We start from the raw sequence: 14,749 nt of genomic DNA, 5'->3' as shown, positions 1-14,749 counted from the left end.
CGACCCCATCTTTTTTTACCACAAAACGTCCCAAAGCTCTACAGGGAATGCTTTCGACGCGGTTGTCACCCCGTCAGCACTGTAAGTTCACTAGGTGAAGCCCGAATGTACTGCGTAAGTCATGCGTACTTCACCTAGAACCCTAGAAGCATTAGGTTGATTTAACGGGATTTGATATTACTTAGTTCTTACTTCAACGTCCGATCGCTCTAATTCTATATCTGCCAAAGAGACTGCTTTCCGGCTGAAAATTTGGAAGTAGAGAAAAACAAAAAACTCTTTGACTGGAAAAACGATAAAAGTCAAAGGATTAATTGTCACGATGATATTGCGCGAATCGGCTTTAGCTTGTTTGACAACTTGCTGTGCTACCCAGTCGGGAGACATGATGCCGATCGGGTTTAAGTTGCTTTTAAACGGCCCTAAAATCAGTTTGCGAACGATGCAGGGTGCGTCTAGCCGGCGCAGGGTGACTAAATCTCCGAGGGCGCGTTTGCTGAGTTCGTACAGGGGACTGACAGCGGGAATTACTTCTGCTTCGGAAGTGTTGATCCAGACTTCTTTGCAAGCAATGTTTTCGTTAGTGCGGACTGTTAAGAAAAAGAGTTCCATCAGCCGCCACGCGGAAAAAGTGTTAATTTCGTAGGAGTTTGCGATCGCCTCTCCTGTTCTTTCTCCGTGTACATTAATCCCGTGATTGATGACGAGAATATCGATTTTTTCTAAAAATAGGGCTAAGTCTGCCTCTTGGCCAGCTTGCCAAGTTATGGTTTTTACAGGTAAACTTTCGCCGTCTACATTCAAAGTAATTTCCTCATTTCCAGAGGTGAGGGCGATCGCTTTTGCACCAGCTTTGTGAAGGTGTTTGAGAAGCGAACGACCTAAAGTTCCCGATGCACCGGTGACGGCTACAGTTTTGCCTTTGAGAGAAAGTGCTGTACCCATAAGTTTATCTATTAAGGTGAAAGTACCGCAATAGTAAGCATTTTGATTGTCGAAGTGGTGCCGCCAGTGATAAGGTTTATTAACTAACCACTTGCCAGGGGGAGTAAGGAAGTGTCCCGGTTGGTGAGTTATGTCGGTTAATTCGTCTGCACCTTTGATGCCGCACCCGCGGGCGATCGCGCTCAACAAAAAGCCTAAAGTATAAATACAACCTGCTGCTGCACCCCAGTGATATTCCGGCAGCCCAAAATAAGCTACAACCCACAGCAACAAGCCTAAAACCATCATCGCTGCAGCTTCGGGTACGTCGTGACGCCAGTGTGCTTGCTTGTAAATTGTCTCGCTAACGGGGGTCAAATTTGGGCGGAAAACGCGGTGATGCCAGGTGTGCAGCTTTTGCAGGGGGGCCCAATAATGGGACACGACGTGATAAAAGTCTCGTATTATTTCTGCCCAGCAGACAGAAGCTATTGCCACACCGCCGACTATCCAGTAATTTACCATGCTCGCACCAGTTTGAAATTTGAGATATTAGATATTGTCTGCTTTGAAAGATAACTCAAAATGCCTTTTATTGCTAGTGGGGAAGTTGACTCAGGCGTTTTAAAATCTGCAAAACCCGGTACAATTCATTGCCGGGATTGCGGATTACAAATTCTGGAGATAAGGCATACTGGGGAGTTTCCCCTCTGACTAACTTCACAAAAGAGAAGTTAGCACCTGTGGAAATCATTCCGAAAGTAGGAGTTTCCGCATTGGGACCTGCGATCATATATGTCAGGAGTTGGGCTAGTGCTTCGTCAGTTGAAAACGAAAGTTGTTTGGATTCAATTACTGTCACCCACAAGTTTGCTTTCATAATTAGGATATCTATTCTGCCTTCGATGATTCTGCCTTCGTCTTCCTCTTGAATGGCGATAGACTTTTCGGCTTTGACTTGAAAAGGAGACTCATACAGACCGGCAATAAACAAAATGGGGCTGATAATTGTTAGCTTGACTGCATTTTCTAATACAGGCGGGGCGTCTACCAAGTTGAAGTATATGTCTTGGACGCGATCGAGCAATTGTTTTTCTGAGTCTGTTATTTCGGGTAAGTTTTCTTGCCATTCTCGGAAAAATTCGCTGTTGCGAACTCGCTGCAAGCCGAATTTATCGATTAGATAGCGGAGGTTGATGTCTCTTGATAAATAAAAGTTTTTGCATGATGATTAATACAGGGTTTTATGGTTATTAATGAGTTTAGCATAATTGGAATTTTTAACCGCAGATGAACGCAAATGAACGCAGATGAAATTCTCAGTAAGTTAATTTGACCCAGATGTCTGTTCATTGGGATTTTCGATCGGCAATTCGCTGTTTTTGCGTGGCTTGCATTTCCAGCAATTGCGGCACGGTTACAAAACGATATCCCTGCTGTTTGAGTTTGGGAATAATTGCAGATAGTGCCTCGACTGTTTGCTGGCGATTGCCGCCGCCGTCGTGCAACAATACGATCGCCCCCGATGTCGCTTGGGATAGCACGGTAAGGGCGATCGCAGCGGCCGGACGTTGCAAAAAGTCTTTAGGGTCGATCGACCACATAACCACTACATAATTCTTATTTTTAGCGTAAGCTGCCAAACCGTTATTTAAGTACCTACACAAAATTAATTACACATCCGACTTTGTTACTCTTTAGACGTATTAAGTGTTTCAAGTCAACTCAGTCGGCAATTAATTTTGTTTACCTACTTAAGCGGCCGCCGGGCGGGCGAAACAAGAAACTTTTTGCCCCAGTCGATCGATAAATATGAACGCCAGTATTATAAATTTCATCGGATGCTGTTTTTTCGGTAACATTGTGAGAATAGTGATGCCAAGTATGGTTGCCGATCGCATTTCCCGCTTGCACAACTCTTTTCGCAATTTCTGGATACTCCCGCAAATTGGTGCCCAAGCAGAAAAATGTGCCTACAGCTTGATGTTTCTGCAAAATTTCTAATATTTTCAAAGTTTCAGGCGAAGGGCCATCGTCAAATGTCAGGGCGATAACTTTTGAGTTGTTAATACTGGCTTTATAAACAATTTGGCTGCGAAATTGCGCGGGCGGTGCGAAGACTAAAGGTTGTTCGGGAGGTTTGGGAGAGGGAGTTGGGGAGGGAGAATGGGGTGTTTTGAGTTTTCGGGGTTTCAGGAGGTTTGGCGGGGGATTTTCAACGGGTGCGATTTGTTGGGCGAGCGAATGTGAGTTTGCTGTTTGTCGCGTTTCAGAAATAAGGGAAATTAGGGCGATCGATCCGATTAAGAACAAGATTTTTAGCGCCCATTGACTGGCCAATTTGGTACTCATTTGCCACAGCATTTATTTCTGATAATATAACTCTGGCTTACAGGTATGCCTAAAATTAGATAAAATTAAAGATACCGACGCATAACAACAGGAGAAAAGCCATGATTGCTCCCGCAAATCTCAGCTGCATCAGCATCCCTCCTTTGGAAAATGGCGATTTGCTAACCCGTGCCGAATTCGAGCGACGCTATACAGCGATGCCGGGACTCAAAAAAGCAGAATTGATCGAAGGAATTGTTTATATGGCTTCACCCTTACGCTTTGAACCCCACGCCGAACCCCATGCTCGCCTGATGACTTGTCTGGGCTTTTATGCTGCTTTTACCTGTCATACTCGGCTCGGCGATAACCCCACCGTGCGTCTCGACGTGGATAACGAACCCCAGCCCGATGCTGTACTGCTAATTGATTCCCGACGAGGCGGTGCAACTAGCCTCAGCGATGACGGCTACATCGTAGGCGCGCCCGAATTTGTTGCCGAAATTGCTGCTAGTACCGCTACGATCGATCTGCGAGACAAAAAGCGAGTTTACCGCCGCAGCATGGTGAGAGAATATCTCGTTTGGCAAGTAATTGATCGCCGGCTCGATTGGTTTTCCTTGCAGGAAGAAGAATATATTTCTCTGCTACCCGATGCAGAAGGAATTATCCGCAGCCGAGTTTTTCCGGGCTTGTGGCTGGCTGTTTCAGCACGATTAGACGGGGATATGCCAAGTGCGATCGCAACTCTTCAAGCCGGATTAAACAGTGACGCACATCAAGAGTTTGTCCAACAGTTAGCTGCTTTCCCAAATCCAGTTTTGTAGAGACGCTACAAATCGCATCTCTACAACAACGAATCCCCCTACAACCGGCAAGTTTGCCGCGCCCTTTCATCCTCCGGTTCTTGCCACCCAAAAGCAAAATGACTCACCGCATTAATTTGCGGCGTAGCCGAGCGAATTGCCTGCATTTGAATCTCCAAAGACGGCCGATTTCTGAGAGGTTTTCCCCAATCTCCAGCAATGGCAGGAATAATTTTTGCTCCCGCAGGCGCTAAACTCACTGTCCGCTGCACCTGTGGCACAATGCAGCTTACATCACCGCAATTTCCGTAAGACATGGCGTGGAATTCCACCGCAGCCGGAAAGCTGTCCCAAGGCTGCAATCTCGAATCATATCCCCCTTGATTTATCGCTTGATTTGCAGTGGGAAAAAACACTGCTCCTACAGGAATTCCCATCCTTTGAGCTGGTTGAATAGCTATTCCAAAAAAATCTAAAATCCCTTGGACTGCGTGAGCAACGCTCAGTTTCCAGAGGTCTTTTTGCAGAATGCCAGTATCGGGAAGTGGCGGTATCGGTTTTGGTGTGGCAGTTGCAGCCTTTGGCTTGTTAGCAGCGGGAGTTGTTGAGGCCGATCTTGATGCGGCATTCTCTCTTCTAGAAGGTGGAGTTGCTACTGACATCGCCTGCGGAATTCGGCCCTGCCAAAGAGGTTCTCGCTCAGTTGGATACTGTTTGACTACTGCTTGAACGTCATTAGGATTGATAAATCCCTTAGTCAAATATCGCTGAATTAAATCTCGCCCTTGCTGATTGCTAGCCCGCTGCAAAAGAACTTGCTGCGATGCTGGGCCGTAAATCCACAAGTCTTGAACTTTGGTAGCAACTGAAGCGGGTCCGACGCCGCGTAGATAGCGAATGTAATCGAATAACATTCCTTGCGGCTTGCGCTTGACTATTTGATTTACTAACAAAGTATAGTCTTGCCTGGCTTGCGGGTTGTACGGATCGATAAAGGCTTGATTGCCCGGAACTTCTCCGAAGTCCTCGTTAATTCCTGCGTCTTGAACTACTGTTAAAGTTGTCTGATTTTTACCGTTGATAGCGAGGGTTTGCTGTCTGTCGGAACGCTGAGAATAAGTATAGCCAAAGTTCATGGTAAACAACCAGGCGTATACTTTTAAACCTCGCTGTTTGCCTTTGGCGATCGCCTTTTCTAACAAGTCGTATTTCTCGTAACCGCGATTTCTCAAAACAGAAGGCCAAGCCGTAGGATTGTCTGCGACTGGTAGCAGCACTTGACCGTCATAAAATGTTTCTATATAGACTTGGTTGTAACCTTTATTCACAACTTTGTCTAATACTCGATCGAGTTCTCCGGGTCTGACATCGCAGGGATACAAACGCAGCCAAACTGCTTGGGTTTCCGGCCAAGTTTTTTGGCGGCATTCTGCTATTTCCCGCGCGTGTTTGTTCAAAACCGCAAAATATGCTTGCTGAGATTCCCGTTTTCCCGAGAGCGCGGCGCGGCGCAAGTCTTCTTTTTGATTGACCTGTTCTTGGGATAATTGGCAGTAGGCTGATGTTTGGGCAAAAGCTGGTTGATTTCCGATAAACGGCCAAACAAGCTGGCTGATGAAGCTACTGGTTAAAACAGCAGTTACCGCACTTAAAAAGCGTCGCTGGTGTTGAAAATTCGCGATGCGAGTTGGTGCAATTTTCATGGGAGAATGGAATGGGGTTTTCTGGTTTAAATTGGGTGGCGATCGCAAAAATGCGATCGCGCTCAACAAGCAGCTACAAATTTTCTACTTTTTTCGGTTGACTTAGTTATGGCACAAGTCGATCGCACAATGCAAATTCTATCTGGAGGCTATTTAAATTCAATAAGGGCGATCGGGTAAGATAAGACTCCGCGATTAAACCGCTGCTATGTTATACAAACTTTCCTCTGCCTAAGTGTTGGTGCGGAGCCACGCGCCTTCGCGGACTCAAAAATAAAGGGGGTAAAAAGCCCGGATTTGATATCATAATCCAGTTCGATTTTTCAGTATTTTTTACCTAAATGCTGCATAAAAAAGCGCCTGGGTACAGTGGGCGCTAAAAGCAGTTGATATTTCTACTAAAAATTGTTAACACTCAAATATCAAGGATGAAGATGAATTGTTAAAATTTATCCTTGATCCTAAATTTTGAGATTAAGCTCCTCGGTTAAGAGCAGCTTCAATCTGCTGAAATTCTGACTCAAGACGCTTTTTCAATTTTTCAGGAACAGGACGGTTGGGATAGGAACTGTAATGTCCAGCCAAAGAGTTTAAGGCCGTCCGCATTGTCGTGAAAGAGGCCAGCTTGGTAAGAGCGGGATCGCGGCGGTAGGCAGCAAAAAAATCGTTGATACTTGTGCGAGCCTTGGCTTGAGCGGCTGCTTTTTCCGGCGTGCCCTCTGGCAAAGTGAGCGCTGTTCTCAAGCTGTTCACTAATGCTAATGTGTCTTGGCCATAATCTCCACTCAGAGTGGCCGGAACATTGGTACAGCCCGCTACGCCGATGACAACAACTAATACCAGGGCTAACAGACGGGAAATGTAATGCTTCATAAGGGTTAGAAAAATGGAAGCGAAAGCGGCAATCAAAATTAACCTTTATCCTATCTCGAATAGAGCTCATAATGCCAATTTTTCATTTTTTTTGTACCCTTACCATGAAACAGAAAATTTGTCAATCTAAAATCTAAAACCTAAAATCTAAAATCGATTGATTTGTCCAGCAACGACGGAGAGAATTTGGGTTTGTCGCAGCCACTGAGCATCAAAAGCGCCTAGGTGAGTTGTAGTAATCAGAGTTTGAAATCGTTCTTGAATTGTTTCTAAAAGTTGATTTTGGCGGCTCAGATCGAGTTCTGCAAGCACATCGTCGAGCAAGAGTAAAGGTGCTTCGCCGACGACTTCTTCAATAAGCTGCAGTTCGGCTAATTTTAATGCTAATACCAGAGTTCGCTGCTGACCTTGAGATGCGTATTGACGAGCTGGGGTATTGTTAATGGTAAATGTAATGTCGTCGCGGTGGGGACCCACTAAAGTAGTTCCTTGAAACTGTTCCGCGATCGCCCTTTTTTGAATTTTCTCTAAAAATGCTTGTCGCACTCCTTCGAGATTATCTTTAGCGATTAATTCCGCCCCTACTTCAATATTCGCATCGTATTTCACATCTAAAACTTCTGCTGAACCGCTAATTGAACGGTGCCAATTTCGAGCTAAAGGCATCAAACGTTCCAAAATTCGATCGCGCCTGCGGATGACGCGAGCGCCCGCTGTCGCCAACTGTGCGTCCCACAAAGCTAATTCTGAACTGGGAATGGGGGATGGGGCATTGGGCATTGGGCATTGGGCATTGGGCATTGGGAATTCTGCGATATTTTGATCTTCGGGAGTTTCAGATCCGATAAATCGCATCTTGTCAAAACCTTCGGAAAATTCCGCTTTCCTGATTTCTTTAGAACGTTTCAACAGAGCGTTTCTCTGGCGCAAAATTTGGTTGTACTGCTGCAAAATGTGAGCGTAAATCGGTTCTAATTGGATGACTAGGCGATCGATCCAATTGCGCCTTCCTTCGGGCCCGCCGCGCACTAAGTCCAAATCTAAACAAGAAAATTGCACTACATTTAAGACGCTCAAAAAGTCTAAATGGCGGCGCAGCGGTTCACCGTTGATCTTCAGTGTCCGACGCGCCCCAGAGCGAAGAGTTAAAGCTAAGTCAATCGCTCCGGTTTGGCGTTCGAGTGTAGCATCAATTTGCCCTATCGGCTTTGAGTCGAGTATTAAATCGCGATCGCGCCCTACCCTGTGGCTTTTTAAGGTAGAAAGCAACTCTACCGCTTCTAACAAGTTAGATTTTCCTTGCGCGTTATTTCCTACTAAAATAGTTTTGGGAGCGTCAAACGCTACCTTTTGATCGAAGTAGTTCCGAAACTGCCGTAGGTGCAGCGTTTTCAAATACATAATATTAGTAAGTGGTAATCGATAATTGGTAATCGGTAATTGGTAATTGGTAATACAGTCATCGTAGGGCGCACCTTACGGGTTGGTAACCGCGAGCCTTTGCTCTGGCGGTTTTCGCCCAGCGTTACGCTCGCAATGACATTATAACGAAGTAATAAATGTTTAATCGTGAGACAATCTATTTAGTCTTCATAGCCCTGAATTTCGCTGTGAGCCAGGGGTTTCAGCCCCTGGCGGATATTCTTGAAAATAGTACCCAATCGAGCGTTATAGCTAATAATGAAACCTCGCTCAGCCTTCGTCAGCCGTTAACACTATTTTCTAGATTTGTAAAAGCGCAAGAACAGTTTTTCCATTTCGATCCAGACAAACATTAGAGCGCTGAAACCGAAGCAAACTAGCAACTCAAACCCCGTTAAATAATGAGTGCCGAAAAATGCTCTCAGTGGCGGAACATAAATCAGCATCAATTGCAGAATAGTAGTCACAATTACAGCCCCCCACACAAAAACATTAGTGAAGGGATTTAACTCGATAGTTAGCTGAGTGTTAGACCGAATTGCGATCGCGTGACCCATTTGCGCCAAACAAAGAGTTGTAAACACCATTGTTTTCCAAGCCTCGGGATCTCCGACATGGTTAGGGTTGGTCGTATATCCGTAAGCCCAGGACATCATCGCGATCGTCAAAATTGCAAAAATAATCCCGATCCGAATCATGTAAGAACCCAAACCCCGCGCAAAAATACTTTCTCGCGGACTGAAAGGAGGCCTTTTCATTACGTTCGGTTCCCCCGGTTCCACGGCCAAGGCCAAAGCGGGAACGCCGTCTGTTACTAAGTTCATCCACAAAATTTGCAGCGGCGTCAGCGGCACTCCTCCCAAACCCATTAAAGGTGCGGCCGCAATTGTCAAAACTTCGCCGATGTTGCTGCCCAAAATGTACTTAATAAAGCGGCGAATATTGCTATAAACCACTCGCCCTTCTTCAGCGGCGGCGACAATAGTTGCGAAGTTGTCGTCGAGGAGCACCATATCGCTAGCTTCTTTGCTGACATCGGTGCCGGTAATCCCCATGGCGATGCCGATATCGGCTTGTTTCAAGGCGGGGGCGTCGTTAACGCCGTCGCCAGTCATTGCGACAAATTTGCCCCAACTTTGCAAAGCTTGGACAATCCGCAATTTGTGTTCTGGGGAGACGCGGGCGTAAACGCTAACCTGTTCGACTTGCTGTTTGAGTTCTTCTTGGCTGAGCTTTTCTAATTCTTGACCGGTGAGAACTCGATCGCCCTCTGTTGCAATACCTAAATCGTAGGCGATGGCTTTTGCAGTCAATTGGTGGTCTCCTGTAATCATCACCACCCGAATGCCTGCATCGCGGCACTTCACCACTGCTTCCCGCACTTCCGGGCGCGGGGCGTCCAGCATGCTGACGAGTCCCAGCCAAATCATCTCTTGTTCGCTGGTTTCCTCGGAACCTTCGGGCGGTATGTTTTCCCAGAGTTTGTACGCAAAACCGAGAACTCGCAAACCGCCGCTTGCCATGTTGTTGTTTTCCACTAGGATGCGATCGCGCATTTCCTGGGTTAAAGGTTGTACTCGATCGCCGACTATAATTCCTTTGCAGCGTTCCAAAGTCAACTCTGGAGAACCTTTGGTCAGCATCAAATAATTCGGCTGCTGTCCTTTTTCTGCGGGAAATCCCGAATTTCCCGATCTGCCGGGCACTTCACAAATCACGCTCATCCGCTTGCGTTCCGAAGAAAAAGGAAATTCCGCCGTCCGCGGCAGCAATTGAGACTGTTTTTCCTTATAAATGCCTGCTTTTCCCGCTACACACAGCAGAGCTCCTTCTGTGGGGTCGCCTAAAATCTGCCATTCTTGCTGTTCTTGTTGCAATACTGCGTCGTTGCAAACTGCACAGGCAATTAATAAAGATTCGAGTTCTGGATATTCCTCTAAATTATTAATTTTGGTCGATGTCAGGCGATCGGTAAAATCTCCGATCGGGGCATAGCCGTCGCCTGCGACTGCGACTGTGCAGTCGCCCGTAGACACTATCTGAACAACCATTTTATTTTGAGTCAGAGTACCTGTTTTGTCAGAACAAATGGTAGTTACCGAGCCCAAAGTTTCTACTGCAGGCAGTTTGCGAATCAGGGCGTTTCGCTTCACCATCCGCCTAGTTCCGAGTGCTAAAGTAACTGTCACGACTGCTGCGAGTCCTTCGGGGACCACAGCCACAGCCATGCTCAGAGAAACTTCTAACAAATCTTCCCACCTGCTGGTATCGAACCCGAGGCTGCCGTTTTGGAAGGTAATCATGCCGCCGATGACGACAATTGCGACTAAGGTTAGGGCACCGGAGACTAGAACCTTTCCCAACTGATCCATCCGCTGTTGCAGGGGAGTCGGTTCGTTTTCTACTGACTGAAGCATGGTGGCAATTTTGCCCAGTTCAGTTTGCATTGCGGTGTTGGTGACGATCGCCTTTGCTCGTCCCTGAACAACTTCTGTGCCCTGAAAAATCAGGTTGAGTCGATCGCCCAAGGAAGCATCTTCTGGAAGTTCTAGCTCTGCTTGCTTGGTGACTGCTAGAGCTTCTCCTGTCAAAGCAGATTCTCTGACTTGCAGATTTGATGTTTCGATCAAGCGTGCGTCTGCTGCTATTTTTACCCCAGCCTCCAACAGCATCACGTCTCCGGGTACAAGTTCCTTGGCTGCTATTTCCGAAGTTTTGCCGTCCCGCACGACTCTGACTAGGGGGGAAGCGAGGTTTTTGAGGGCTGCGAGGGCTTTTTCGGCACTTTGCTCTTGGAAATAGCCGAGAATGCCGTTGAGTATGACGATCGCAAAAATGGCGATCGCATCTTTGGGAAAAGTATTCGACCTGATGTCCAAAAAAGCCGAAATCACGGCCACACCCATCAGCATCAACAACATGATGTTGGTGAACTGATCGACAAAAATCGACCACGGACTGCGGCCTCCTGTTTCTTCGAGTTCGTTGGGGCCGTATTGCTGCAAGCGTTCTGACACCTGTTGGCTGCTCAAGCCAGCGTCTTTGTTGCTGCTTAGCTGCTGGAGAGTTTGGTCAATTGCTACGGTGTGCCAAGAAGAGGGAGAATTTGAAGACATAAATTACGATCGATCGTGGGGCATAAAGGTGGTTGCGGCCGGACAGCTACAGCCGATCCATCTGGCTGATTACAGTAAGAGAGTTTTAAGTTTTGAGTTCTGAATAAAAAACTGTTTAACTTGGGACTGGTTTTGGGCGGTTCGATGCCGGGGAAGCAAAAAGCTTTTAACTTCAATGCGTCTGCCTGCTCGATCGCGCCGTTTGTAGGCCTACGGCTGATAGCACCTATCCACCTTACTACTAAAAATTAGCAATTCCTTCGGCTTTTACACAGAAAAGAAGTTGAAAGCAAGAGTGACTTTAGTCGGGGGATGCAAGCGTGCGCTGCAGGTCAAAACCTACCTTAAAACAAACCTAATAAAAGGCGAACATCCTAACTCATCTATCTCGCTGAGTTTTAATGTTAAAAGAAAAATGGCCCTGCCTCGACAGGTCTCGATCGCCTATGTTGGTTTTCTCACCATCAACAATGCTCAGCTTGCCACACCCTTCCCTGCGACTAGCCTGTGGGAAGCAGAACATAGAACAGATAGATGAAGACAGTTTTTTTGCAACCACTGCGACGACAAACAGTATATAGATTCGGGCTCTGGGGTCAAGTTCAATGACTCCCTGGACCCAGCATCCCCGCGTTATGAAAGACCGGGGCCGGTCTTTCAACTTCCAACGGCTGAGTTTTGTCGCTAAATGCTGATATTTCCGGCAAAAGCTGACGCTGTGGCGATCGGGATCGCAATCTTTTGGATTTTGCCCACACCCAATTCTGCTGCCATCCTGACATGGGGCAGAATTTTTGCTTTTTTCCCTATTCCCCCAGCCTTTTTTACCAAAACTTTAATTTACTTAATACTTCTTAACAATTTGGCTTTTCCAGAGAAAGCCAACAAAGGCGATCGGTCCATGAGATGGTTCGGGGCGCTTCAACCGCAACTGCAGGGGCGAAAAAAGCAAACTCTGCTTTTGTTTGTGCAACCCCGCATCTACCGCAGGAAGGAGATTAGCCCGGACTTGCCCAGCCAGACATTTACCTTCTTAGAGAGATAACTTTCTGTAATAATTTGTAATAAACAAAGACGGGCGAGCGTTGTATAAAGATTATCAGAGGGTTGAAACGACAGGCCAAAGTTAACAAAAACACTGATTGACAAGGTTTGTCGCATCTCATAAAAGATGTAAAAAATTCTAAGGTTTCTTAAACGTCCGTTACGATGTAACAATAGTGCAGGTAGCGGAAAGGGAGAACTCGATCGGACCAGCAGATTAGCTGGCATCAAATTTCAACCCTTGCAGGCACTCGTAGCCTGAACAAATTTAACTTAACGGTTTTATACCGCAACCAAACTCAATTAACTCAAGTAGGAGAGTTCTTTCATGTTTGACGCATTTACAAAAGTGGTTTCCCAATCTGACGCTCGGGGCGAATTTCTAGCTCAGGGTCAACTCGATGCTCTCAGCAGCATGGTTTCCGACGCCAACAAGCGGATTGACGCAGTAAACCGCATCACCGGCAACGCATCCAGCATCGTAGCCAATGCAGCTCGCACCCTGTTCGCCGAACAGCCTCAACTGATCGCTCCTGGTGGCAATGCGTACACCAACCGCCGCATGGCAGCTTGCTTGCGCGATATGGAAATCATCTTGCGCTACGTCACCTATGCAACATTTGCAGGCGACGCCAGCGTTTTGGACGACCGCTGCTTGAACGGTCTGCGTGAAACATACCAAGCTCTGGGAGTTCCCGGTGGCTCAGTTGCAGCCGGCGTGCAAAAAATGAAGGAAGCAGCAATTGCGATCGCTAACGACCCCAACGGTGTTACCCGTGGTGATTGCAGCTCGCTAATGTCTGAAATCGGCAGCTACTTCGACCGCGCAGCTAGTGCAGTCGGCTAAAAATAGCCAAGCGAACCTTTCTTGTAAAGAAGCGAGCATCGCATTTTTGCAAACAATCATTTTTGTACACAAAAACAACACAACATTAGGGAGAAACCAGAACAATGAAAACCCCTTTGACTGAAGCAGTAACAGCAGCCGATTCTCAAGGTCGTTTCCTGAGCAGCACTGAACTACAAGTTGCCTTCGGCCGTTTCCGCCAAGCAGCAGCAGGTTTGGAAGCAGCCAAGGCTTTGACCGCCAACTCTCAGCGCTTGATCGACGGTGCAGCTCAAGCTGTGTACAACAAATTTCCGTACACCCAACAAATGCAAGGCCCGAACTACGCTTCTACCCCAACAGGTAAAGCTAAGTGCGCTCGCGACATCGGCTACTACCTCCGCATGGTAACCTACTGCTTAGTTGCAGGCGGCACCGGTCCGATGGACGAGTACCTGATTGCAGGTGTTGACGAAATCAACCGGACATTTGAATTGTCTCCTAGCTGGTACGTTGAAGCCCTCAAGTACATCAAAGGCAACCACGGTCTCAGTGGCGACGCTGCAACTGAAGCGAATTCCTACATCGACTACGCAATCAACGCTCTGAGCTAGATTTGCGTGATGCCCGGGATTGTAAGCTGCTGTTAGCTTAAGTGTTAGCGGTTGTTTACAATTCCGGGCATCTGCGATCCAAGCCTAGTTTTGCAAATACTTTTTTAAGCAGTTTTCAATTTTTACAGCAAAAAAGGAAGAAGCGAAGATGGCGGGACTAGCTGCAGCAGAACGGTTGGGAATAAAAGCATTTGAAGAAGCGGGACGGGTAGAACTGCGCCCCCACTGGACGCAAGAGGATGCGAAAGCAGTAATTCGCGCTGCTTACAGTCAAGTTTTCGGCAACGAGTATTTAATGTCGAGCGAACGACTTACCAGTGCTGAATCTCTGCTGCTGCAAGGGCAGATTTCAGTGAAAGATTTTGTGCGGTCAATTGCACATTCCGAAACCTATCGGAAAAAGTTTTTTTATCCGAACTCGCAAACGCGGTTAATTGAGCTTAATTATAAGCATTTGTTGGGCCGCGCTCCTTACGACGAGTCGGAAATTGCTTTCCACGTTGATTTGTACAATGCAGAAGGCTACGAAGCTGAAATCAATTCTTACATTGACTCAGTTGAGTATCAAGAAAATTTTGGCGAAAGTGTAGTGCCTTACTATCGCGGTTTCGCGACTCAAAGAGGTCAAAAAACCGTCGGTTTTAACCGGATGTTTCAACTGTACCGGGGTTTTGCTTCTAGCGATCGATCGCAAAACCGAACCCAAGCCCGGCTGACTTGGGAAGTAGCGAGAAATATGGCCTCGCCGATATACACGGCCTCCACCGGAAAAGCCCTTGGCGGCACATCCGGCGGTTCTCGCGGTCAACTCTACCGAGTCACCGCAATGCAAGGTTCGGCTAATTTTTCGCCCCAAGTGCGGCGGACTACTACCGAATATCTCGTGCCTTACGAGCAACTTTCGAGCCGCTTGCAGCAAATCAACAAACGTGGCGGCAAAGTGGTAAGTATTACCACAGCTTAAAGTTTGTAAAGACGGTTTTTTTGGAAACGTCTTTAGCAAATTAGGACTAAGGCTAAAAAATTCTTCAATTTTATGTGTATAGGTAAGGTGTGCAGTGCACACCCTACTTTGAGGCATATTATCCTT

At 46.9% G+C, this 14,749-nt stretch carries 14 protein-coding genes; 6 read left to right on the top strand and 8 right to left on the bottom strand.

Features of this window, described 5'->3' with window-relative positions; genetic code table 11:
- Positions 1-177: 177 nt before the first annotated feature.
- From QUA53_RS19195 to QUA53_RS19180, 4 genes are all read right to left on the bottom strand, one after another.
- Positions 178-1,449, bottom strand: coding sequence for a bifunctional sterol desaturase/short chain dehydrogenase (locus QUA53_RS19195; protein ID WP_333099145.1), 1,272 nt, complete (start codon positions 1,447-1,449; stop codon positions 178-180).
- Between the two features lie 73 nt (positions 1,450-1,522).
- A complete protein-coding gene (locus QUA53_RS19190; RefSeq protein ID WP_333099146.1) occupies positions 1,523-2,089 on the bottom strand; it encodes a restriction endonuclease subunit R in 567 nt (188 codons plus the stop codon).
- A gap of 184 nt (positions 2,090-2,273) precedes the next feature.
- Positions 2,274-2,591, bottom strand: coding sequence for a hypothetical protein (locus QUA53_RS19185; RefSeq protein ID WP_333099148.1), 318 nt, complete (start codon positions 2,589-2,591; stop codon positions 2,274-2,276).
- 79 nt (positions 2,592-2,670) lie between these two features.
- On the bottom strand, positions 2,671-3,276 hold the full coding sequence (locus QUA53_RS19180; RefSeq protein WP_333099149.1) for a polysaccharide deacetylase family protein: 606 nt from the start codon (positions 3,274-3,276) through the stop codon (positions 2,671-2,673).
- Between the two features lie 101 nt (positions 3,277-3,377).
- On the opposite strand from QUA53_RS19180, the gene QUA53_RS19175 reads away from it, so the two are divergent.
- A complete protein-coding gene (locus tag QUA53_RS19175; RefSeq protein ID WP_333099151.1) occupies positions 3,378-4,082 on the top strand; it encodes a Uma2 family endonuclease in 705 nt (234 codons plus the stop codon).
- A gap of 38 nt (positions 4,083-4,120) precedes the next feature.
- On the opposite strand, the gene QUA53_RS19170 is transcribed toward QUA53_RS19175, so the two are convergent.
- The 4 genes from QUA53_RS19170 to QUA53_RS19155 form a co-directional block, all read right to left on the bottom strand.
- Positions 4,121-5,764 carry a family 10 glycosylhydrolase gene (locus QUA53_RS19170; RefSeq protein WP_333099152.1) on the bottom strand — a complete coding sequence of 548 codons (1,644 nt, stop codon included), beginning with the start codon at positions 5,762-5,764 and terminating at the stop codon, positions 4,121-4,123.
- A gap of 474 nt (positions 5,765-6,238) precedes the next feature.
- Entirely contained in the window at positions 6,239-6,637 is a 399-nt protein-coding gene (gene psb27 / locus QUA53_RS19165; RefSeq protein WP_333066245.1) for a photosystem II protein Psb27, read from the bottom strand.
- A 147-nt stretch (positions 6,638-6,784) separates the two neighbouring features.
- Positions 6,785-8,038 (bottom strand): DNA replication/repair protein RecF, encoded by a 1,254-nt coding sequence (locus tag QUA53_RS19160; protein ID WP_333099153.1) that lies wholly within the window; start codon positions 8,036-8,038, stop codon positions 6,785-6,787.
- 314 nt (positions 8,039-8,352) lie between these two features.
- On the bottom strand, positions 8,353-11,175 hold the full coding sequence (locus tag QUA53_RS19155) for a cation-transporting P-type ATPase (RefSeq protein ID WP_333099154.1): 2,823 nt from the start codon (positions 11,173-11,175) through the stop codon (positions 8,353-8,355).
- Positions 11,176-11,458: 283 nt separating this feature from the next.
- Here QUA53_RS19155 and QUA53_RS19150 point away from each other — a divergent pair, with 283 nt between their 5' ends.
- From QUA53_RS19150 to QUA53_RS19130, 5 genes are all read left to right on the top strand, one after another.
- The gene (locus QUA53_RS19150; RefSeq protein WP_333099155.1) at positions 11,459-11,713 is read left to right on the top strand and encodes a hypothetical protein; all 255 of its coding nucleotides are present in this window, start codon (positions 11,459-11,461) and stop codon (positions 11,711-11,713) included.
- A 150-nt stretch (positions 11,714-11,863) separates the two neighbouring features.
- Positions 11,864-12,220, top strand: coding sequence for a hypothetical protein (locus QUA53_RS19145; RefSeq protein WP_333099156.1), 357 nt, complete (start codon positions 11,864-11,866; stop codon positions 12,218-12,220).
- A gap of 327 nt (positions 12,221-12,547) precedes the next feature.
- Positions 12,548-13,066, top strand: coding sequence for a phycocyanin subunit beta (locus QUA53_RS19140; RefSeq protein WP_332948147.1), 519 nt, complete (start codon positions 12,548-12,550; stop codon positions 13,064-13,066).
- 104 nt (positions 13,067-13,170) lie between these two features.
- Positions 13,171-13,659 carry a phycocyanin subunit alpha gene (gene cpcA, locus QUA53_RS19135; protein WP_015175793.1) on the top strand — a complete coding sequence of 163 codons (489 nt, stop codon included), beginning with the start codon at positions 13,171-13,173 and terminating at the stop codon, positions 13,657-13,659.
- Between the two features lie 148 nt (positions 13,660-13,807).
- Complete coding sequence (locus tag QUA53_RS19130) at positions 13,808-14,623, top strand: phycobilisome linker polypeptide (RefSeq protein ID WP_333099157.1); 816 nt, start codon at positions 13,808-13,810, stop codon at positions 14,621-14,623.
- Positions 14,624-14,749 lie beyond the last annotated feature (126 nt).

The sequence above is a fragment of the Microcoleus sp. Pol12B3 genome (assembly GCF_036701355.1).
Lineage (GTDB): Bacteria > Cyanobacteriota > Cyanobacteriia > Cyanobacteriales > Microcoleaceae > Microcoleus.
The sequence above is the reverse complement of the archived record's forward strand: the minus strand, read 5'-3'. Positions and strand labels throughout refer to the sequence as shown.